The sequence below is a fragment of the Coriobacteriia bacterium genome (genome assembly GCA_030652115.1).
In the GTDB taxonomy this organism is placed as follows: Bacteria; Actinomycetota; Coriobacteriia; order Anaerosomatales; family Anaerosomataceae; genus UBA6100.
On record JAUSBK010000013.1, the window covers coordinates 208513 to 228939 of the forward strand.

Annotated in this window: 20 protein-coding genes and 1 riboswitch; all 20 genes read left to right on the top strand. The window is 67.4% G+C overall.

Annotation, left to right across the window (positions count from 1 at the left end; all coding sequences use genetic code 11):
* The first annotated feature begins 22 nt into the window (after window positions 1-22).
* The 20 genes from folE to Q7W51_11595 all read left to right on the top strand — a co-directional run bounded on the left by folE (window position 23) and on the right by Q7W51_11595 (window position 20396).
* Complete coding sequence (gene folE, locus Q7W51_11500) at window positions 23-589, top strand: GTP cyclohydrolase I FolE (GenBank protein ID MDO8848999.1); 567 nt, start codon at window positions 23-25, stop codon at window positions 587-589.
* Window positions 586-1446, top strand: a complete 861-nt coding sequence (gene folP / locus Q7W51_11505) for a dihydropteroate synthase (GenBank protein MDO8849000.1) — start codon at window positions 586-588, stop codon at window positions 1444-1446. The genes folE and folP overlap by 4 nt, the downstream gene beginning before the upstream one ends.
* Window positions 1439-2305: a 2-amino-4-hydroxy-6-hydroxymethyldihydropteridine diphosphokinase gene (folK, locus tag Q7W51_11510; GenBank protein ID MDO8849001.1), complete on the top strand. Its 867-nt coding sequence runs from the start codon at window positions 1439-1441 to the stop codon at window positions 2303-2305. The genes folP and folK overlap by 8 nt, the downstream gene beginning before the upstream one ends.
* Window positions 2306-2414: 109 nt before the next feature.
* Window positions 2415-3299 carry a 3-methyl-2-oxobutanoate hydroxymethyltransferase gene (panB, locus tag Q7W51_11515; GenBank protein MDO8849002.1) on the top strand — a complete coding sequence of 295 codons (885 nt, stop codon included), beginning with the start codon at window positions 2415-2417 and terminating at the stop codon, window positions 3297-3299.
* Window positions 3300-3302: 3 nt separating this feature from the next.
* On the top strand, window positions 3303-4154 hold the full coding sequence (gene panC, locus Q7W51_11520; GenBank protein MDO8849003.1) for a pantoate--beta-alanine ligase: 852 nt from the start codon (window positions 3303-3305) through the stop codon (window positions 4152-4154).
* Window positions 4155-5069 (top strand): quinolinate synthase NadA, encoded by a 915-nt coding sequence (gene nadA / locus Q7W51_11525; GenBank protein MDO8849004.1) that lies wholly within the window; start codon window positions 4155-4157, stop codon window positions 5067-5069. It begins immediately after the preceding gene.
* A 5-nt stretch (window positions 5070-5074) separates the two neighbouring features.
* Window positions 5075-6727 (top strand): L-aspartate oxidase, encoded by a 1653-nt coding sequence (nadB, locus tag Q7W51_11530; protein MDO8849005.1) that lies wholly within the window; start codon window positions 5075-5077, stop codon window positions 6725-6727.
* A complete protein-coding gene (nadC, locus tag Q7W51_11535; protein MDO8849006.1) occupies window positions 6724-7635 on the top strand; it encodes a carboxylating nicotinate-nucleotide diphosphorylase in 912 nt (303 codons plus the stop codon). The genes nadB and nadC overlap by 4 nt, the downstream gene beginning before the upstream one ends.
* Window positions 7632-8114, top strand: coding sequence for a hypothetical protein (locus Q7W51_11540; GenBank protein MDO8849007.1), 483 nt, complete (start codon window positions 7632-7634; stop codon window positions 8112-8114). Before nadC ends, Q7W51_11540 begins: the two co-directional genes overlap by 4 nt.
* A complete protein-coding gene (locus Q7W51_11545; GenBank protein ID MDO8849008.1) occupies window positions 8114-8854 on the top strand; it encodes a DedA family protein in 741 nt (246 codons plus the stop codon). Before Q7W51_11540 ends, Q7W51_11545 begins: the two co-directional genes overlap by 1 nt.
* The gene (locus Q7W51_11550; protein ID MDO8849009.1) at window positions 8835-9791 is read left to right on the top strand and encodes a biotin--[acetyl-CoA-carboxylase] ligase; all 957 of its coding nucleotides are present in this window, start codon (window positions 8835-8837) and stop codon (window positions 9789-9791) included. Before Q7W51_11545 ends, Q7W51_11550 begins: the two co-directional genes overlap by 20 nt.
* Window positions 9792-9853: 62 nt before the next feature.
* On the top strand, window positions 9854-10405 hold the full coding sequence (locus Q7W51_11555) for a biotin transporter BioY (protein MDO8849010.1): 552 nt from the start codon (window positions 9854-9856) through the stop codon (window positions 10403-10405).
* 77 nt (window positions 10406-10482) lie between these two features.
* Window positions 10483-10944, top strand: coding sequence for a peptidylprolyl isomerase (locus Q7W51_11560; protein ID MDO8849011.1), 462 nt, complete (start codon window positions 10483-10485; stop codon window positions 10942-10944).
* A gap of 188 nt (window positions 10945-11132) precedes the next feature.
* Window positions 11133-11981 (top strand): cytochrome b/b6 domain-containing protein, encoded by an 849-nt coding sequence (locus tag Q7W51_11565; protein ID MDO8849012.1) that lies wholly within the window; start codon window positions 11133-11135, stop codon window positions 11979-11981.
* An 8-nt stretch (window positions 11982-11989) separates the two neighbouring features.
* Window positions 11990-12898, top strand: coding sequence for a hypothetical protein (locus Q7W51_11570; GenBank protein ID MDO8849013.1), 909 nt, complete (start codon window positions 11990-11992; stop codon window positions 12896-12898).
* 42 nt (window positions 12899-12940) lie between these two features.
* Window positions 12941-14221: a multiheme c-type cytochrome gene (locus tag Q7W51_11575; protein ID MDO8849014.1), complete on the top strand. Its 1281-nt coding sequence runs from the start codon at window positions 12941-12943 to the stop codon at window positions 14219-14221.
* Window positions 14222-14265: 44 nt separating this feature from the next.
* The gene (locus Q7W51_11580; protein MDO8849015.1) at window positions 14266-15822 is read left to right on the top strand and encodes a hypothetical protein; all 1557 of its coding nucleotides are present in this window, start codon (window positions 14266-14268) and stop codon (window positions 15820-15822) included.
* Window positions 15823-15853: 31 nt separating this feature from the next.
* On the top strand, window positions 15854-16867 hold the full coding sequence (locus Q7W51_11585) for a tetratricopeptide repeat protein (GenBank protein ID MDO8849016.1): 1014 nt from the start codon (window positions 15854-15856) through the stop codon (window positions 16865-16867).
* 20 nt (window positions 16868-16887) lie between these two features.
* Window positions 16888-18429: an NHL repeat-containing protein gene (locus Q7W51_11590; GenBank protein MDO8849017.1), complete on the top strand. Its 1542-nt coding sequence runs from the start codon at window positions 16888-16890 to the stop codon at window positions 18427-18429.
* Window positions 18430-18541: 112 nt separating this feature from the next.
* Window positions 18542-18666: riboswitch (molybdenum cofactor riboswitch) on the top strand.
* A 230-nt stretch (window positions 18667-18896) separates the two neighbouring features.
* Window positions 18897-20396 (top strand): twin-arginine translocation signal domain-containing protein, encoded by a 1500-nt coding sequence (locus Q7W51_11595; protein MDO8849018.1) that lies wholly within the window; start codon window positions 18897-18899, stop codon window positions 20394-20396.
* The last annotated feature ends 31 nt before the right edge of the window (window positions 20397-20427 follow it).

Below are 20427 nucleotides of genomic sequence, written 5' to 3' on the forward strand. Positions count from 1 at the left end.
ACGCCGGCCCCCGGGGGACTCCATGGATCGTGCCAAGATCGAACAAGGCGTTCGTCTCATCCTCGATGGCATCGGAGAAGAGCCGTCTCGCGAGGGGCTGCTCGACACGCCGCGTCGCGTGGCCGACATGTACGAGGAGATCTTCGCGGGTCTCGGGCAAGACGCGTCCGAGCACTTCCAGGTCACCTTCAATGAAGGCCACCAGGAGATGGTGCTGATCCGCGACATCCCGCTGTACTCGGTGTGCGAGCATCACCTGCTGCCGTTCCTGGGTCGCGCGCACGTCGCCTACATTCCCGGCAAGAACGGGCGGATCTGCGGGCTTTCGAAGATCGCGCGGCTCGTCGACGTGTTCGCGAAGCGGCCGCAGGTGCAGGAGCGGATGACGTCGCAGATCGCCGAGACGCTCGTCGAGCAGCTCGACCCCACCGGCGTGCTCGTGGTCATCGAGGCCGAGCATCTGTGCATGTCGATGCGCGGCGTGCAGAAGCCGGGCGCGGTCACCACGACCTCGGCGGTGCGCGGCATCTTCGAGCGCAATCCCGCCACGCGTGCCGAGGCGATGAGCCTCATCAAGGGCGCACGATGACGAACGCGCCCGCCTCGCGCACGTGGCGCTGCGGGGCCTTCCGGCTGTCGCTCGACCACACGCTCGTGATGGGCATCGTGAACGTCACGCCCGACTCATTCTCGGACGGTGGCCGGTTCGCCGATCCGCTCGTCGCCGTCGAGCACGCCCGCGGGCTCGCCGATGTCGGCGCAGATGTCATCGATGTGGGCGGTGAATCGACGCGGCCGGGTTCCGGCGCCGTACCGCCCCGCGCCGAACTCGCGCGCGTGTTGTCGGTGATCACCGCGCTCGTGCACTGTCTCGATATCCCGGTCTCGATCGACACGCGGCATGCCGAGGTCGCTTCGGCGTGTGTCCGCGAAGGGGCGAGCATCGTGAACGACATCTCGGGCTTTCGCGACCCGGCGATGGTGGCGCTCGCCGCTCGCTGCGAGGCCGGCCTCGTGGTGATGCACATGCTCGGCGAGCCCAAGACGATGCAGGACGAGCCGGTCTATACCGACGTGGTTGCCGAGGTGCGCGACTATCTCTCGAAACGGGCGGCGGAACTCGAGAGCGCCGGCGTGGCCCGCGACCGGATCGCACTCGATCCGGGGATAGGTTTCGGGAAGACGACCGCGCACAACCTCGAACTGCTGCGGCGCCTCCCCGAGATCGCTGTGCTCGGCTATCCCGTGCTCGTCGGCGCGTCGCGTAAGCGCTTCATCGGCGAGCTCACCGGCGAGGTCCGCCCCGACCGCCGCCTTGCGGGGAGCGTGGCCGCGGCGGTGTGGTCGGCGCACCACGGCGCGGACATCGTGCGCGTGCACGATGTCGCGGACACCGTGCAGGCGCTCGTGGTGGCGCACGCGATCGAAGGAGCGAGCGATGACTGATGCGTACGTGGGGCTCGGCAGCAACCTCGGCGATCGCCTCCTCAACCTCGCGCGTGCGCTCGAGGCCATCGAAGCGCTCGACGAGACCCGGGTCGTTTCGGTCTCCAACGTCGTCGAGTCCACGCCGTGGGGCGTGACCGACCAGCCGCTGTTCGCCAACGCCGTGGCGCGCGTTGCGACGGCGATTCCTGCCGACCGCTTCCTCGGCCTGCTGAGAGAGCTCGAGACGGCCCTCGGCAGGGTCACGGCCGAACGCAACGGGCCGCGCATCATCGACCTCGACCTACTGCTCTACGGCGATGACGAGTGGCAGACGCCCGAGCTCACGGTGCCCCACCCTCGCCTGGCCGAGCGCGACTTTGCCGTGACGCCGCTTCTGGAGATCGCGCCGCATGCCGAGTGGCCGGACGGCTCTCCAGTCACGCGCGATCGCGCCACCGAAGGACGCATCACCGCGTCGCTCGGGCCGGTCCCCGGCTTCAGTGAGGTCACGCCGCCCGTCGGCGGATGGGCTGGCGCGCATGGGTACGGCGACGAGTTCGGGGCGTGGGAAGAGGTCGCCGCCCGGCGGTTCTCCGCAGGTCAGGGCACATCGTTCGCGCTCGACTTGCTGTTCGACGCCGCAGTGCTTGAGCAGGAGGGGATCCCGTATGGCTGGGATCCACTGCCCCCGCAGCAGGAGTACAGTCCCTGGGCGCTGCCGCGGCTGTACCGGCTGCTCGTGCCGCCGCCGCTCGCCCCGCGCGCCCGCGAACTGCTCGCGGCGGTGCGCGCGGCCAGCCCGTCGCCTGAGGACGCTGTCCGGCTGGTGAATGCCACCGAAGGCGACTCCGACGAAGGTGACGAAGGCGGGTTCTGATCGCGTCTCCGCCACGCTCCCGCCGCTGCGCCGGTGTATACTCGTGCTCCGTTTTTCGGAGGCGGCCTGGACCGATGAAGCGGCCGGGACCGCTGGGAGGGAGCAGACGATGAGTAGCACACCGGCTTCGGGGCCCGTTGCGCGGGTCACCACCACCGGTCTGGTCGCGATGAAGGCCGCCGGCGAGCCGATCGTGATGATCACCGCCTACGACGCGCCGGGGGCACGTCTGGTGGAGGCGGCCGGCGTGGACGCCGTGCTCGTTGGCGACTCCCTCGGCATGACCGTCCTCGGCTACGACAGCACCCTGCCGGTCACGATGGACGACATGGTGCGCGCCACTTCGGCGGTCTCGCGCGGCACCTCGCGGGTGCTCGTGGTGGCCGACATGCCCTTCATGAGCTACCAGGCGAGCGCCGAGGATGCCCTGCGCAACGCGGGCCGTTTCCTCGCCGAGGCAGGTGCGCACGCCGTCAAGCTCGAGGGCGGCGTGGCGGTTGCCGAGCTTGTGGGCCTCATGACCGACGCCGGCATCCCCGTGATGGGCCACGTGGGCCTCACGCCGCAGTCCGTGAACGTCTTCGGCGGCTACAAGCTGCAAGGGCGCGACACCGAGAGCGCCGTGCGCCTCGTGGAGGACTGTCTCGCGCTCGAGGCGGCCGGTGCGTTCGCGGTCGTGCTCGAACTCGTGCCCGCCGAACTCGCGGCGCTCATCTCCGAGGAACTCACGATCCCCACGATCGGCATCGGCGCCGGCGCCGGCTGCGACGGGCAGGTGCAGGTCTTCCACGACATCCTCGGCCTGGGCACGTTCACGCCCAAGCACGCGAAGCGCTACGCCGAGGTCGGCAGCGCGATCACCAAGGCGGTTGCGGCGTACGCCGCCGACGTGCGGTCCGCGGCGTTTCCCGGTGAGGCTCACTTCTCGCACCTGGACGCCGAGGTCGTCGCCGAACTCGAGCGGCTGCTGCCGCTCACCGACGGAGAGGACTAGCGCGTGGAGCGCCTTGGCTCGAAGCAGGAGGTGCGGCAGGCGGTCGGCGAAGCGCGCCGCGAGGGCAAGCGCATCGCGCTCGTCCCCACGATGGGCGCTCTGCACGACGGGCACCTGTCGCTCGTGAGCGCTGCCCGCGAGCGCGCGGACTACGTGGTGGTCTCGGTCTTCGTGAACCCGACGCAGTTCGCGCCGGGCGAGGACTTCGAGGCGTATCCGCGCGACGTGGCGCGGGATATCGACTTGCTGGGCGCCGAAGGGGTGGACCTCGTGTTCACGCCGTCGACCGAGGCGATGTACACACTGGATGCCGAGGTGATGGTCGAGCCGGGCCCGCTCGGCGCGGTGCTCGAGGGCGCCACGCGGCCTGCGCACTTCCGCGGGGTCTGCACGGTCGTCACCAAGCTTCTCAGCATCACCGCCCCCGACCTGGCGTTCTTCGGCCAGAAAGACTACCAGCAGCTCGCCGTGCTGCGGCGCATGGTGCGTGACCTCGACTTGCCGGTGAAGGTCGTCGGCTGTCCGACCGTGCGCGAGTGCGACGGGCTGGCGATGTCGAGCCGCAACGTCTACCTCTCGCGTGAGGAGCGCGCAGCGGCGATCGTGCTCTACCGCGCGCTCCGCAGCGCCGAGACGCTTGCGCTCGACGGCGAGCGCGACGCGCATGTGCTCGAGGACGCGATGCGCAGCCTGATCGAGAGCGAGCTGCTCGCAACACTCGACTACGCGGTCGTGGCCGACGCCGTCACACTCGAGCCGCTCGACACGATCGGCCCCGCCCCCGCGCGCGGGCTGATCGCGGCCAGGGTGGGCGCCACCCGACTCATCGACAACCTCGCCCTGGAGGTGGTGTAGATGGCAGACGCTCCGGTCATGCCCGCCGAGGTGCGCGTGCTCGCCCGCGACCGCGGTGCGGTCATCTTCGCGCACAACTACCAGCGTGCCGAGGTGCAGGCGGTCGCCGACGTGGTGGGCGACTCGCTCGAGCTTGCGCGCCGCGCCGCAACGGTCGCCGCGCAGGTGATCGTGCTCGCGGGCGTGCGGTTCATGGCCGAGACCGCGGCGATACTCGCGCCCGGCAAGACGGTGCTGCTGCCGCGCGCTGACGCCGGCTGCCCGATGGCCGATATGATCACCGCGCCGCAGCTCGCCGCGTGGAAGGCCGAGCACCCCGGTGTGCCGGTCGTGATGTATGTGAACACCTCGGCAGAGGTCAAAGCGCTCACCGACGTGTGCTGCACGTCGGCCAACGCCGTCGAAGTCGTCCGCTCGCTCGGGGCGCCCAAGGTGCTGTTCGGGCCGGACCGGAACCTCGGGGCGTGGATCGCGGCGCAGCTGCCCGAGGTGGAGATGCTCCTGTGGGACGGCTACTGTCCGGTGCACGACGCCGTGACGCTCGAGATCGTGCTCGCGGCGAAAGCCGCGCATCCGGGCGCTCCGGTTATCGCGCATCCCGAGTGTCGCCCCGAGGTGAGCGCCGAGGCCGACGAGGTGCTCTCCACGAGCCAGATGATCCGCTACGCGGCCAGGGCGGGAGAGCCTGAGATCATCGTGGTGACCGAAGGCGGTCTGCTCACGGGCCTTGCGAAGGCGGCGCCCGATACGCGCTTCATCGGCCTCACGCCGCCGATGCTGTGTCCGAATATGAAGCTCACGCGCCTCGAGCACGTGCGCGACGCGCTCCGCGACATGACCGGAGCGGTCGTCGTCCCGGATGACGTGGCGACAGCGGCGCGCGGCTCGCTCGAGCGCATGACGGCGATCGGGTAACCGCGATGGTGTCCGCCGTGCCGGAGCTCCTGGAGCAGCGATACGTCCTGTCATTCGATACGGCCGCGATGCCGGCCGAGCGCAGTGACGTGCTCATCATCGGCTCGGGTATCGCCGGGCTCACCGCGGCGCTCCACGCCTCGCGTCTCGGCAGCGTCACGCTCGTCACCAAGTCCGAGGTCACCGACGCCAACACCTGGTACGCGCAGGGCGGCATCGCCGGCGCGGTGGGCGAGGCCGACTCCGTGGAACTTCACCTCGCCGACACGCTCGTGGTGGGGCAGGGCCTGTGCGATACCGCGGTCGTGCGCTCGGTCGTGAGCGAGGCGGCCGACGCGCTCGCGGAACTGCAGGCGCTCGGCGTGCGCTTCGACCGCGGTGCAACCGGCAAGGTCGACTTGCACCGCGAGGGCGGGCACAGCCTCCCGCGCGTGCTGCACTCGGGAGACGCTACCGGCGCCGAGGTGCAGAACACGCTCTCGGCGGTGGTACGGCAGACGCGCGGTATCAAGCTCGTGGAAGACGCGTTCGTCGTGGACCTCCTCACCGAGGACGGCCGATGCACGGGCGCGCTCGTGATGGACAGCGGCTCGCATGCGCTCATGGCGCTTCACGCGGACGCGGTCATCCTCGCGAGCGGCGGGGCCGGTCAGATCTACCGCGTCACGACCAACCCGCTCGTGGCCACCGGCGACGGCATCGCGGCGGCATGGCGCGCGGGCGCGGACATCGCCGATATGGAGTTCGTGCAGTTCCATCCCACCGCGCTCGACAGCGCATCGACCGTGAAGTTCCTCATCACCGAGGCGCTCCGCGGGGAGGGCGCGTACCTGCTCGACTGCGATCAGAAGCGCTTCATGCCCGAGTTGCACGCGCTCGCCGAGCTCGCGCCGCGCGACGTGGTAAGCCGCGAAATCGAGCGCGTGATGCACCGTTGCGGCCGCCCGAACGTCTGGCTCGATGCCCGTCACCTCGGCGCCGCGTTCCTTGCCGAGCGCTTCCCGACGGTGACCGAGGGCTGCCGCGAGGCGGGCTTCGACCTGTCGCGCGATCTCATCCCGGTCGCGCCCGCGGCGCACTACCTCGTCGGCGGGGTGCGCGTGGACATCGACGGCCACACGTCCGTCCCCGGGCTCTATGCAGCCGGCGAGTGCGCGGCCTCCGGTCTGCACGGCGCCAACCGGCTTGCGAGCAACTCGCTCCTCGAGGGGCTCGTGTGCTCGCGGCGCATCGTGCGCGCGCTCGAAGGCGAGGCCGCCCGCACGCGTCCGGGGCGGATCCACGCCGTCGTCGGGGAGCCGATCGGCTCGGACCAGCGCGCGGTGCGCTCGGCCCTGCAGCTGCTGATGAGCCGCTATGTGGGCGTCACGCGTTCGGCCGAGGGGCTGGAAGGTGCCAGCGAGGGGATCGCCGAGCTGGCGTCCGGGCTCGGTGGCACGGACCTGCATGCGATCGAGACACGCAACCTGCTCGTGAACGCGGCGCTCGTGGTCTCGACCGCGCTCGTCCGCGAGGAGAGCCGCGGCACGCACTTCCGCAGCGACCATCCCCAGCGCGACGACGAGCACTGGCGGTCGCACATCGTGTGGCGCCAGGGCGCCGAGCCGCGCATGGAGCCGGTGCCTGACGACGTGGCTGCCGGCGGGGGCGCGTCATGATCTTCACGCCGCCGCCCTCCGACGAGCTGCTCGCCGCCGCACTCGCCGAGGACCTCGGCATCGCGCCGGACCGCATCCTTGCGCCCCGCGTGGGTGCTCCTTCGATCCTCGACCTCGACGTGACGTCCTCGGCGACCGTGCGCGATACGGCGTTCTTCGGCCTGATCGTTGCGCGCGACGCGGGCGTGGTGTGTGGGCTTCCGCAAGTCGCTCGCGTGTACGAGCTGCTCGCGGCGGCCGCGTCGAGCCACGTGGAGTGCTACCCCGCGGTCGCCGAAGGGGTGGATGTGACGCCGGGCATGCCCGTGATGGAGATCGAGGGCTCGGTGCGCACCGTGCTTGCGGGCGAGCGGTCCGCGCTCAATCTGCTCATGGTGCTCTCGGGCATCGCCACCGAGGCGCGGCGCTGGCAGCGAGCGGCCGGACCCGACTTGGCCGTGACCGACACGCGCAAGACGCTGCCCGGACTCCGGGCGCTCTCGAAGTACGCCGTGCGGGTCGGCGGGGCGCATAACCACCGCGCCGGTCTCTACGACATGGTGCTCATCAAGGACAACCACATCGCGCACGCTGGCAGCGTGGCCGAGGCCGTGGCCGCCGCCAGGCGCTTGAATCCGAATCTGCTCGTCGAGTGCGAAGCGGAGACCGTGCCACAGGCTGCCGAGGCGGCTTCGGCAGGCGCCGACTACGTGCTGCTCGACAACATGGACGACGCGACGCTCACGATCGCGGTGGAGGCGGTGCGCGAGGCCGCGGGCAAGCGCGTGTGTCTCACCGAGGCATCGGGCCGCATCACCTTCGAGCGGCTGCCCGCGCTTGCCGCGGCTGGCGTGGACCGCGTCTCGACGAGCGCGCTCACCTTCGCGCGGCCGCTGGACTTCGGACTGGACGCGAGGGATCGCACGTGACCGAGCCGGCACTCCGCGACACCTACCTCTCCTGGACGCGACGGGCGGTGCCCGTGCTGCTCGTTCCGCTCGCGCTCACCGGAGCGCTCCAGGCGGGAGCGGCGAGCGCATGGTGGACCGACCCGGCACCCTCGGCAGGTGCGATGCGCTACCTGTTCATGGCGGTCGGGGTGGCGTCGGTCATGATGGGCCGCACCGCCCGCATGCGAGAGGTCGCTTCGGCTCCGCTCACCGCGGCAGCGCTCACGTCGCTCTCGTGGCGGCTCGTGATCTACGCGCTTGCGCCGGCGGTGGTCGGCGCTGTTCTCGCGTTCATGACGCGTGAGCTCGGCGACTACTACGTCATGCTGCTCGTGACGCTTGTCGGGCTCGCACTCCTGTATCCTCGCTTCGACCAGTGGGTCACCTGGTCGGCGCCCGTGATCGACACCGCGGCGGCCCCTGAGGCCGACACCGCCACCGGACCGGAGGCCGAGTGATGGCGCCTGAGACCGGCTTCGCGCTCCTCGACTGGTTCCTCCGCGCGCTCGACGCCTGGGGCTACCTCATCGTCGTGCTCTTCACCATCTCGGAGAACCTCTTCGTGATCGGCTCGTTCACGCCGGGCGAGACGGTCGTGATGGCCGCCGGGTTCGTCTCCGAGATGGGCGGCCTGAATGCGTGGCTCGTCGGGATCGCCTCGCTCGTCGGCACGATGACGGGGAGCAACCTCTCGTACTGGTTCGGCAGGCGCGGCGGTCGCGAAGCACTGCTCAAGTGGGGCAGCAGGTTCTTCGACGAGGAGCACATCACCGCTGCCGAGGAGTACTTCGAGCGGCACGGCAACAAGACGGTGCTCATCTCCCGGTTCGCCGCCGGGTTCAAGAACTTCGTCCCGGTCATCGCGGGCGTTTCGCGCATGCGCGTCTGGATCTTCGAGCTCTACACGTTCATCGGCGCGCTCATGTACACCACGCTCATGGTGGTGCTCGGCATCGTCTTCGCCGACAACTTCGACGAGGCCCTCAGGATTGCCCGCAACATCGGCTGGGCAGGGCTGATTCTGCTCGTGGCCATGCTCGCGTTCCTGTTCTGGGGGCGCCGTCGCTTCATCGCCAGTCGTGTGGACAAGTTCGCCGAACTCGCCGAGGAGCGCGAGGACGAGGACGCGGAGGAGACCGAACTGGCCGAGACCGACGGTGAGGCCCCCGGGGCAGACGATGCTGACGCTCTCGACTAGAGCCGCGGTCGCATCCGCGCTCACCAGCGCGGGCGAGCGTGGCATCTCCGGCGAGACCATCGCCGCATCGCTCGGCATCTCGCGCGTGGCAGTCGGCAAGCACGTGGCCGCGCTGCGTGCGCTCGGCTACCGGATCGCTTCGGCATCGCGTACCGGTTACCGGCTCGAGCTGGCGCCCGACGTGTGTCTCCCCGAGGAGGTCGGCCCCCGGCTGGCCGACCCGTTCTGGGTGGCCTGCCAGGGCGCGGCCGAGCTCGGCTCCACCAACGACGAGGCGAAGCGGCTCGCCCGCGCAGGCGCGCCGGAGGGGACCGCCGTGGTCGCCGCGCACCAGACCGGCGGGCGCGGCCGGTTCGACCGGGAGTGGGCGTCCCCGGCAGGCGGCGCGTACGTGTCGTGCATCCTTCGCCCTCCGCTGCCGCCGGCAGCGGTCGCGCCGCTGTCGCTCGTGGTGGCACTCGGCGCGGCACGCGGTCTCGCGACGCTTGGCATCGAGGCGGGCATCAAGTGGCCGAACGACCTCGAGGTCGCCGGGCGCAAGCTCGCCGGCATCTTAGTCGAGCTGGCAGCCGAGGCCGATCGCGTGGAGTGGGTGGTGGTCGGCTGTGGCGTGAACGTTTCGGCGCCCGCACACGAACGCGGCGCACGGGTGTGCGAGCAGCTGCCGGAGGCGCGCGTCGCCGAGGTGGCCGCCCGCGTGCTGGACGGCATCGCAGGCGCCTACCGGGAGTTCCTCGAGAGCGGGTTCGATGCGCTCGCGCAGGAGTATGCGGCGCGCGCCACCCTCACTGGGCTCACGGTCACCGTGCGGGACGCCACCGGTGCGGTGGTGGCCGAAGGCATGGTGGCCGGCATCGGTCCCGACGGTGCGCTGCTGCTCGACCGGGCGGGCACCGTGACCGCGATCCACGCGGGCGAGGTTACGCTGCGGGATTGACGGGACTGCGGCTGATTCCTATCGTGAACGCTCACACAGCAGCAGTTTACGATTGGACCCGCATGCGCCGTACCCGCACCCGCCTGTTCCTGCGCGCCGCCCTTGTGGCCGCCCTCGTGGCGGCCGGCGCGCTCATCGCGGTACCGATCGGGCCGGTCCCCGTGACGCTCCAGGTGCTCGTCATCGCTGTCGCCGTGCTCGTGCTCACCCCTGCCGAGGCGCTTCTCGCGCTCGTCGCCTACCTCGCGGTGGGAGCGATGGGGGCCCCGGTGTTCTCCGGCGGCACAGGGGGTGTGGGCGTGCTCGTCGGGCCCACCGGTGGCTTCCTTCTCGGGTTCCTCGCAGGCGCTCCTGCGGGCGCGCTCGTGCGCACGGCACTCGCCGGGGCGGCCCGGCGCCCGCGCCCCTGGCTGGCCGACGTGCTGGCGCTGCTGACGTTCATCGTGGTGACCTACGGGATGGGGTGGGCGTACTTCGCGGTGGTGACCGGGCGGACCGCTGCCGATGCATTCGCCGTGGCTGTCGCGCCGTTCGTGGTCATCGACTTGCTGAAGTGTGCGGCGGCCTGGGCCGTTGCACGCGCCGTCAGGGCTGCGGGGCTGGGAGCGGACTAGTCCCCCCGCTCCGGCGGTGTGCTAGCATCCCGGCATCAGCGAAATCGCACTAACGCTCGTCAACAAGGAGGCGCCTCATGGCGGCAGGTCTGGGTGACACGGTCGCGGTCGACTACGAAGGCCGGCTCGACGACGGAAGCGTCTTCGATTCGAGCGCAGACGGCGAACCGCTTCGCTTCACGCTCGGCGCCGGCACCGTGTTGCCGCTGTTCGAAGCGGCGGTCGTGGGGCTCGAGATCGGCGAGCGCGCCACCATCACCATTCCTGCCGAGGAAGCCTACGGCCCCTACATCGAGGGCGCACGGGATGTCGTCCCCGTCGATGTCTTCGGTGAGGGCGAGCCCCCGGTGGGTGGGATATTCAACGTCTTCGCGGACGACGGGACCGAATTCACGGGGCGCGTGGTCGAGGTGAGCGCCGATCGGATCAACGTGACCGTGGACTTCAACCATCCGCTGGCCGGTCAGGATCTCACGTTCGACATCGCCCTCGTGGAGATTCAGCCGCCTCGGCCCGAGAGCGGTGCTGACGAATCGTAACGATTCGTTGACACACCTCGGGTGCGCCGATATGGTTTGCACAGGTCACGCGACCCATCGGCGTCGGCGGCCCAAGAGGACGTTTCTTGAGTGCAGGGTGCCGGCACACCATGTACGCGAGGCGATGGTAGGCGTTGACCCCAAGTCGAGCAGTCCGGACACCGTCCGGGCGTTGTTACGGGTAGGGGGTGTCTGCGATTCTTCTCGCGCAAGTGAACGTCTGGATGGACGCGGTCTTCTTGGCACTATGGATCGGCGTCCTTTTGTTTGTGGTGTTTCATTTCTCTTTGAGCGTGCCCAAGGGGAGATATCGCAAGAAGTTCATCGAGGGCAAGTGGCCCGAGCACGATCACACCCCGGTGGCACTGCCGAAGCTCATGCACTGGATCCATCTGGTGTCCATGGTGCTCCTCGGCTTCACCGGGCTCATGATCAGGTTCCCCGCCTTCGATGGCTGGCGGACCCCCATGCGCTACATACATTATGTGGCGATGACGATCGTGCTTCTCAACCTCTTCTGGCGGCTGTGGTACGCGTTCCTCTCCAAGGACCGCGACTACAAGAAGTTCGCCGTCACCAAGCGCGATATGCAGTCTGCACTTGGTGTGCTCGCGTACTATGGCTACTTCTCGAACAACAAGCCGCACGTGGCCGAGTACAACGTGATGCAGAAGATGTCCTACCTGCTGTTCCTTGCGATGATGCTCGCGCAGGGGTTCACCGGGCTCGCGCTGCTTACGCAACCGTTCATCTTCGGGCTCAGTCCACGCGAGGTCCTGCTGGGCTGGTGGCTTGCGCCGCTGCTCGGTGATGTGGCCATCGCCGGCGCATGGGTGCGGGTCGTCCACTACGCGCTCACGTGGCTCTTCATCCTCATGACGACGATCCACATCTACCTCGCGGTTGCCGAGGACCTGCCGATCAGCCTCGACTTCTTCGGCTTCAAGAAGTATCCGGAGGACAAGCTCGTCAAGGGCGGTCACGGTCACGAGGAGCCACACGCTCCGGCGGTGGCTGCAGCCGCGGAAGCGGACTAGGAGACGTGATGCACCCTCGCGTGCCGCGCCTGGCCGTTGCGGTCCTCTTCGTGATTGCGTGTGGTCTGAGTTCGGTTGCGTACGCCGAAGAGGCGTCGCCGTCGACCGGTACTTCGGCCACCGCGCCCTACGAACTCGACTTCACGCTGCCGAGCGAATCGCGGTCGGGGTGCATGGTCTGTCACGGCGACCCGGCGCTCATCCGTGTGCGCGAGGGCGCTGCCGTCAGCTTCTACGTGAACGAGGAGGCGATGGGGGCATCCACGCACGGCGATCAGCAGTGTGTGGGCTGCCACATCGACTTCACCTTCACGGCGCCGCACAGTGCGACCGACTGGCCCACAACAGCCAAGACCGCCTGCCGCAACTGCCACGACGAGCAGTCGCGTTTGTTCAGCACCGGAGTGCACCGGCCAACGGTCGACTCGGAGGCACAGGCTTCCGAGGAGACGAGTGTCGGTCCGCGTCCGCTCTGCGGTGACTGCCACGGCGGTCACGACATCATGGCGCTCACCGAGGCTGGTGGCGAGGACTTCAAGAAAGGCACCGCCGCGATACACGACCAGGGCTTCGAGGTCTGCGGCCGGTGCCACGAGGACTACTGGGACAGCTACCACGACTACTACCACGGTGCCGCCTACAAGCTCGGCGCCGAAGACGCGCCGGCGTGCTGGGACTGCCACGGCTGGCACGACATCCAGCCGTCCGACAACCGCGACTCGCTCGTGAACGAGGCGCACCTGATCGAGACCTGCGGCCAGGACGGCTGCCACTCCAATGTGGACGAGAAGTACGTGGAGTACGCGGAGTTCATCCACACGCGGGAGCAGGTCAAGGAAGACAATCCGATCCACTCGCTGTTCAGGGCGATCACCGATGCGCTTGGACGTCTCTTCGGCGGAGGCGATGACAGCTAGGCGCACGCGTGCATCCAACGAGAGAAGGCAGGGTCTGGGGGTATGGGCAAGCGATTCAGAACACTCACCGGCATGAGTGCCAAGAAGATCGTGATCGTCGCCGCTATCGTGGCGGTGATGGTGGCCGCGCCGCTTCTGGCGCGCGCCGTGACGATCGAGATCACGGGAGACGTGTATGCGTCCAAGTGCACTCCGTGCCACGCGAACTACTCGCAAACTGACAAGCACCCCAACTACATCTTCACCCACGGCAACCACATCACGTATGAGTGCAGAACGTGCCACCCGGAGTTCCCGCATCGCCCGGAGGGCACCGATCTGCCGGTGATGAAGGACTGCTTCAACTGCCACGGCCTGAACCACGGTCCGCAGAGCGTGATTGCCACCGGCACCTGTACCGACTGCCATGGCGACAAGTTCGAGGAGCTGCGCCCGGCATCGCATGTGGCCAACTGGGCGGATAAGCCGCATGTGGCTCCCGCGAACGAGAACCTGATCTCCGAGTGCTCGATGTGCCACACGCAGCAGCAGTGCGACACGTGCCACTCCGAGGAGGATGTCTGGTGGACGCCGGTGGAGCCGATGGTGTACAACGCCGGCTCTGGTTGCCTGGCGTGCCACGGCAATCCCAACCTGGTCAAGTCCTCGGCGCTCGGCGTGCAGTCCTTCCAGGTCACCGGCCTCGACGAATCTGCGCACCGTGACCTGGCGTGCATCGAATGCCACGTGGACTTCGCGTATGTCGAAGTCGTCGGCGAGACCAAGATCTGGTCGGTGAACGCAGGTCTGTCATGTGGGAAGGCCGGCTGCCACGACACCGATGACACCGCTACCAAAGACAGCAACGAGGACCAGGCGACCGCCTATGAGGCCTCGATCCACGGCATGAAGATCGCCGACGGAGATCTCACCTCGGCCACGTGCGGCTCGTGCCACGGCGGCCACGATATCCGACGTCTCGACACGCAGTCGGCGGTTGATGAGCTCAAGCTTGCTGGTGAGGAGATGTGCGCGGACTGCCACGAGGACCGCTGGGACAACTACGGCGACTCGTACCACGGCGCCGCGTACAAGGCCGGTTCGCTGGATGCACCCGCATGCTGGGGTTGCCACCCGGCGCACTCCGCGCAGCCGTCGAGCAATCCCGAGTCGAGCACGAACGAGACCAAGCTCGCCGCCACCTGCGCGGGTTGTCACGACCAGCACGGCGATGCCTCTGAGGACTTCATCACCCAGTCGGCCGAGATGATCCACGGTCAGTCCGACGTGCGCAAAGAGAATCCGATCCTCAAGTTCCTGTCGATCGGGGATGGAGGCTCGTAACAGCCTAGATGCGAAGAGCGAACCGAGCACGCCTTTGGATAGCCATGACGGCAGCACTCGCGGCTGCCGTCATGGTCGTGCTTGCGTACCCGCATATGGTCGCCATCGGTGCCCCCGAAAGCGTCACGGTGGGTGCGTCCGCCACCGGTGACGTGTGCGCGCCGTGCCATCCGCAGGCGGGCGCATCCCGCAATCCCGCTGTGCTGTTCGATCACGCGTCACACCTGCTCACGCAGTGCACCGCATGCCACACCACGCCCGCGCACGCCGACGGCGCTTCGGCCACTCCGCCGATGACGTCCTGCTTCAGTTGTCACGGCCTGTTCCACGGCAGCATGGGTGCCATCGCCTCCGGCGAGTGCTCGGACTGCCACCCCGCTGACTTCACGCTGCGACCGGCCTCGCACGGCGAGGACTGGAAGGTGGAGCCACACGCGCTTGCCTCGGCGCAAGGCGTGAACGAGTGTCTGATGTGCCACAACGCGCCCGAAGACTGCGACGTCTGCCATCAGACCGAGGCGCCCGAGATCGGGCCGATGCCCGCCATCTACCTGAGCACCACGCCCGTGATCGTCGAGGGTCCCACGTTCACGGTGGAGCCCGAGACGCCGGTGAACATCTCGCAGTGCGCCTACTGTCACCCCGACCTCGACGACTTCGCGGTTCCGGGGCTCGTATTCGGACACAACGCGCACCTCGAGCGCGCGTACCGGTGCGAAACATGCCACCCGGTGTTCCCACACGGGACGTCCGGCACGCTTCGTCCCGAGATGCGCAAGTGCACGCGGTGTCACGGGCTCACGCACAGCGATCATGGCGAAGTGGCGTCCGCCGAGTGCCTGAAGTGCCACACGGCCGAGTTCGAGTTGGTACCCCCGGATCATACCGTCGCGTTCCTGTCCGGAGAGCATAATACGGTCGCGAACGACGACCCGGCATACTGTTCGCAGTGTCACGCTCCAGAGTCGTGCGTTGCATGTCACAACGGCGGGGTCGTGCTTGCCGACAACCGTGTCAGCGAACAAGTCATCCCAGAGAACCATGTCGGTCCCGAGTGGAGTGCGGAGCACGGGAGGCTCTACCTCGAACAGAAGGGCATGTGCGTGGTCTGCCACACGTCCGAGTTCTGCCAGCAGTGCCACCAAACGACGATGCCGCACCCTGTCACGTGGCTGAACGATCACGCCGCTGGCGACGGCAACCTCGCCGAGGACTGCGTGGTGTGCCATGCGGACCGTGAGGCGTGTCAGGACTGTCATCACGACAGCGTGCGTTCGACGGCACTCGTGCTGGAGAACTGCGTAGACTGTCACGAGGAGATGGCAACGGTGCCGCCCACCGACATCGAGGTGGCCGGTCTCGCCGAGCACGCGGTGCATTTCCAGGTCGCCCTGCCCGAGAAGAAGGGCGAGCCCTACTACTGCGATGACTGCCATATCGGGTTCGGGCGGGCGGGCATCCACGTGCTCACTCCCGCCACCGGGCCGCACGACATGCGCGTCTGTTATGAGTGTCACGGCGCGCTCGACTACCAGAGCACCCTGATCGCGCCATACCGCGGAGCCGAACTGTGTCTCCGTTGCCACACGGACCTGATCTGACGGAGTCTCACCGGATACCTGGAGGCCAAGCTTGGCAGCATCACTTTCACCTCGCGACCAGTGGTTGACCTGGGCTCTCCGCATCGTCGGCGTGCTCGTCATCGGCGCGTTCGCCTTCCTCGCCTACACGGTGTTCCAGGGTCAGCGTCAGGCCGACCAGAGCTCGATCGCCACCCGTGCGGTTGATAGTCTCGAGCAGGCAGTCAGGGACGACCCGGAGAGCGCCGAGACGCGCATACTCCTCGGCGACGCGTACCGCGACACCGGACGGCCGGCTGACGCGATCGAGCAGTACGACAAGGCGCTCGAACTGTCAGTCGATCACCCGCTCGCCCTGACCGGTCTCGCTCTCACGGCGATGCAGCAGGAGGAGTGGCGCACTGCCGAGGGGTACTGGCAGAACGCCATCGAGGTGATGTCCAAGAACGAGTATGCGTCCCAAGACGAGCGTCTTGAGAAGGCCTACTACTACTACGGCACGGTGCTCATCAAGCTGGCAGAGTACGAGGACGCCGTGGCGTATCTCAAAGAGGCGCTCCGCATGAATCGCTCCGACGCCGACACGCACTACGCACTCGCGGTGGCGTACCGGGAGCTCGATTCGGTGAGCAAGCAGCGCGAGTCGCTCGAAACCGCACTGCTGTTCGTGCCCACCATGCCCGAGGCCAACTACGACTTGGGGTTGCTCTACCTGGCGGACGGCGACGAGGCGACCGCGGCTGAGCTGTTCCGGCGCTCGGCCGACAACGCGCCGGGACGCGAGGAGCCGATCGACGAGCTCATGGCGCTCGGCCCGTTCGAGGACCGTATGAAAAAGGCCGAGTCGCTCGCTGATTCCGATCCGGGTGCCGCGCTGCACCAGGCACGGATCGCAGCAGCGCTCGATCCGACAAGCATCGACGCCGCGCGACAGGTAGCGCGCTTGCTGAAGACCATCGGGCTCAGCCCGGATGATGAGAAGGCGGCATGGGAGCGCGTGCTCGATCTCGTGCCCGAAGACCAAGAGGCAGTCGAGGCTCTTGCGGCCCTCGGCAGCGATTCGTGACGCTTGAAGGAGCGTGACTTGTGACCGAACGTCCGACCAAGCCGATCTCCGAATTCGCTGCAGATAGGCGGAAGAGCAGCAAGATGCGCAGGATCCTGCTTCTGCTCGCACTCTCGGTGTTTCTCATGCTGCTGCTGTGGACCGCGATGTACTACGCGGCGAACCGGCAGCTGCCGTTCCCGCAAGTGGAGGCGCTCACAGGCGAGGAGACGGCTGCACCGGAGTTCCTGTACGCCATCTCGGGGCCTGAGGGCGCGGATTCGCTCCTGCAGCCTCTCGGCGTGGCGGTGAACGAGGACGACCGTCTGTTCGTCATCGACGTGGGAGCCCGCGTAGTGCGGGCCTACACGACCGAGGGCGACTACCTGTTCTCGTTCAGCGCGATCGTCAGCGACAAGGGTACCGAGCTCAGGCTTCCGCAGCGGCTCGCGATCGGGCCGGACGGCAACGTATGGGTGACCGACCGCCACCTCAAGGCCGTCTTCGTCTTCAGTCCCGAGGACGGCTCGTTCGTGAGGGAGTTCATCCCAAAGGGCGACATCGTGGATACGTGGGGCCCGATGGCGCTCGCGTTCGATGCCGACGGCAACCTCTGGGTGGCGGACGTGGGTGTGAGCCAGAACCACCAGATCGTCGCGTTCGATGCCGAGGGCACCGAGGTCGCGCGCTGGGGCACGACGGTGCAGACCACCATGATGACCGAGTCGCCGGGCGGCTTCTACTACCCCAACGGGATCGCGTTCTCCGACGAGGGCGAAGTGTTCGTCTCGGACATGAGCAACCATCGTGTCCAGGTCTTCAGTCCCGAAGGTGAGTTCAAGCGCTTCGTGTATACGTCCGGCTCGCCGCTGGGCCTTGTCGTCGATCGCGAGCAGCGTCTGTGTGTCGTGGATCCGTTCGCGCATGCCATCGACATCTACGATCTTGATGGCGAACGGCTCACGGGCTTCGGCGGACCCGGCATGGAACTCGGGCGGTTCCGCTTCCCGAGCGACATCGCGCTCGACGAGACCGGCCGCTTGTTCGTGAGCGATCGCGAGAACGCCCAGGTGCAGGTCTGGGGCTGGCCTACCGGGATCATTCCGCCGATCGTGTTGCCGGAGGAGCCGGTCGAGTGGGGTATTTGCCTGTCGCCGCTTCTGCTGCTGCTGATCCCGCTGTTCCGGCGGCGCACCTCGTTCGTCACGACCGAGGACTTCCTCATGAACGCGATCGAGACGGGCATCGTTCCGCAGATGAATGACCGCCACCTGAAGTGGGTGGTCACCGAGCCGGTCTACGAGAAGTACCTCGACCGTTCGGTCGGCGACATCCGGTTCGAGGAGCTGCTGGACGGTCAGCCGTACTCTCGCACTGATGTCCAGGACTTCATCGAGAAGTCCGGGGCGGACGAGCAGACGGCGATCTACCTGACCATGGCCGAGCGTGTCGGCCGGCTTGCCACCGAGGACTCGGTGCTTGCAGAGGCCGCGCGCGCTTTGGGTATCGCCGTGGTCGATGGCGAGCGTTTCGTCCGGGAGTTTGCCGTACGGCGACGTTCTCGTGCCGCTCGTCGAGAGTGATGCTTTCTTGGGATTGACACCCTGCGGGTGGTTGCGTACGCTCAAGCGGCTCAACTTGTAACCATTGTTACAATAAGTGGAAGTGCTGGCGATGACGTACAGGCAGGAATAGCAAAAACATAGTCTCCGAGCTTGCTGGCCTACAGCGCGAAATCGCGCCAGGGCTGCCAGGCCGATAGGGTGTCGAAGGAAACGACGACGCCTCCCGGATTGGAAAGGAGACCTGCATCAGGCCCCCCGGCAGGGGCTTTGTGTGCGGTTGACTTTCCGGGTAAGGGAGGCAGTCCGATATGGCTGAGAACCGATCATGAGGTGCATCTGTGCGATGCCCATGATCGGTTTCTTTGTTTCCGGATTCGGCTGCAACGCGTGAGAAAGGAGGCGGTGCTAGCAGTGCTCGCGTTGTGTGGTCCCCGCAAGAGGACCTGAGTGGTTCTTTGCGGACCCGCTGAATGGAAGGGAAGAGAATGGCTACTAAGGACAAGAATCAGGGAGGGAAGTTCGAGCTCTCGCGCCGGGATTTTGTGAAGGCCGGCGCGGCAGCGGCTGCCGTGGGCGCCGTGGGCCTCGACTTCGTCGCGCGCCCCTCACGGGCTGACGCGGCGGCAGTTTCGGCAACGTATCACACCACGTGCCCGTACTGTTCCGCGAGCTGCGGTCAGCTCGTAGATGTCGATTCGAGCGGCAATGTCCTCGACATCTACGGCGATCACATGGCTCCGTGGAACGACGGCGGTCTCTGCGCTAAGGGAGCTGGGGCGTATCAGCTCGTCAACAATGAACGTCGCCTCGGCGTGCCTGAGGCAACCAACGTCGACGGCGACGACTGGTACAACGATACGGCGCGGCCCACGGCGACGGACATCGCGTGGAAGCGCACCGGCGACGGTGCCTGGTCGGCGATCGGCCTTGATCAGGCGATGGACGAAGCCGCAGCTGCGATGGTGGCTGCCCGCGGTCCGGTCGTAGGCGCCGATACGCTCTACTCGCTGTTCACGGCTGGTGACACGATCGGCACCGTGACGTACACAGGATTCTCCGGTCTTGCCACCATGAAGTTGCCGGACGGCAGCTACACGGTCACCACGAACGGCAACAAGGTCGATCAGGCGACGCTCCTTGGTCTTCTCGCCGGTCTTCCGGGAACAGCGCCTGCTCTTGCGGCCGCGTTCGACGGCCTCGTGTTCAGCGCCACGGATCCTGTGGAGCGGTCCAGCTACACGTTCCTCGGTGTCTCGGACCTGGGCGCCAAGGCCCTCGCCGCCAATGTCTTCGCCAACACAGGTGACTTCGTCTATGACGGTGGCACGTACTACGCCTACCTCGTCGACGCGGGAACCGGCAACATGCACGTCGCGACCTCGCCAGACATGCTGGTGTGGACGTACGTTGGCGATCTCGGCAAGCCCGCCGGCGTGAGTGGCATGACCTCTCCGACGGTGCTCAAGAACGGTGCTGCACTCCGTGTCTGGTACGTCGACGTAGTCGCCCAGAAGCTGCAGTACGCGACCTACGATGGCACTGTGTGGTCTGCGGCCGCGAACGTTACGGTCGGCGGTACTGAGCCGGTCTGGTTCGTTGGTCACCCGCTTATCGCTAAGAGCGGTACTACGCTCACGCTGCACTACGTGCTTGGCGGCGGCGGCATCAAGAAGGCCACGGCCCCGGACACCACGCCTGCGATCTTCGCTGCGGCGAGCAACGTTTACGACAACGCCGCGAACTCCGAGGGCAACGTGAGCGCTGGCTTGAAGGGCATCGCGTTCTCGACGTATGCGCAGCCGGATCCAACTGACACCGGCTGGGCGTTCAGCGACATCAAGTCACTCATGTTCAGCAACAAGTACAACAGCCAGTCGATCGCGTTCTTCGGCTCGTCGCACATCAACAACGAGCCCAACTACCTGTACCGCCGCCTGATCGCTCAGTTCGGAACCACGAACGTCGAGCATCAGGCCCGTATATGACACTCGTCCACGGTGGCCGGTCTGGCCGCCG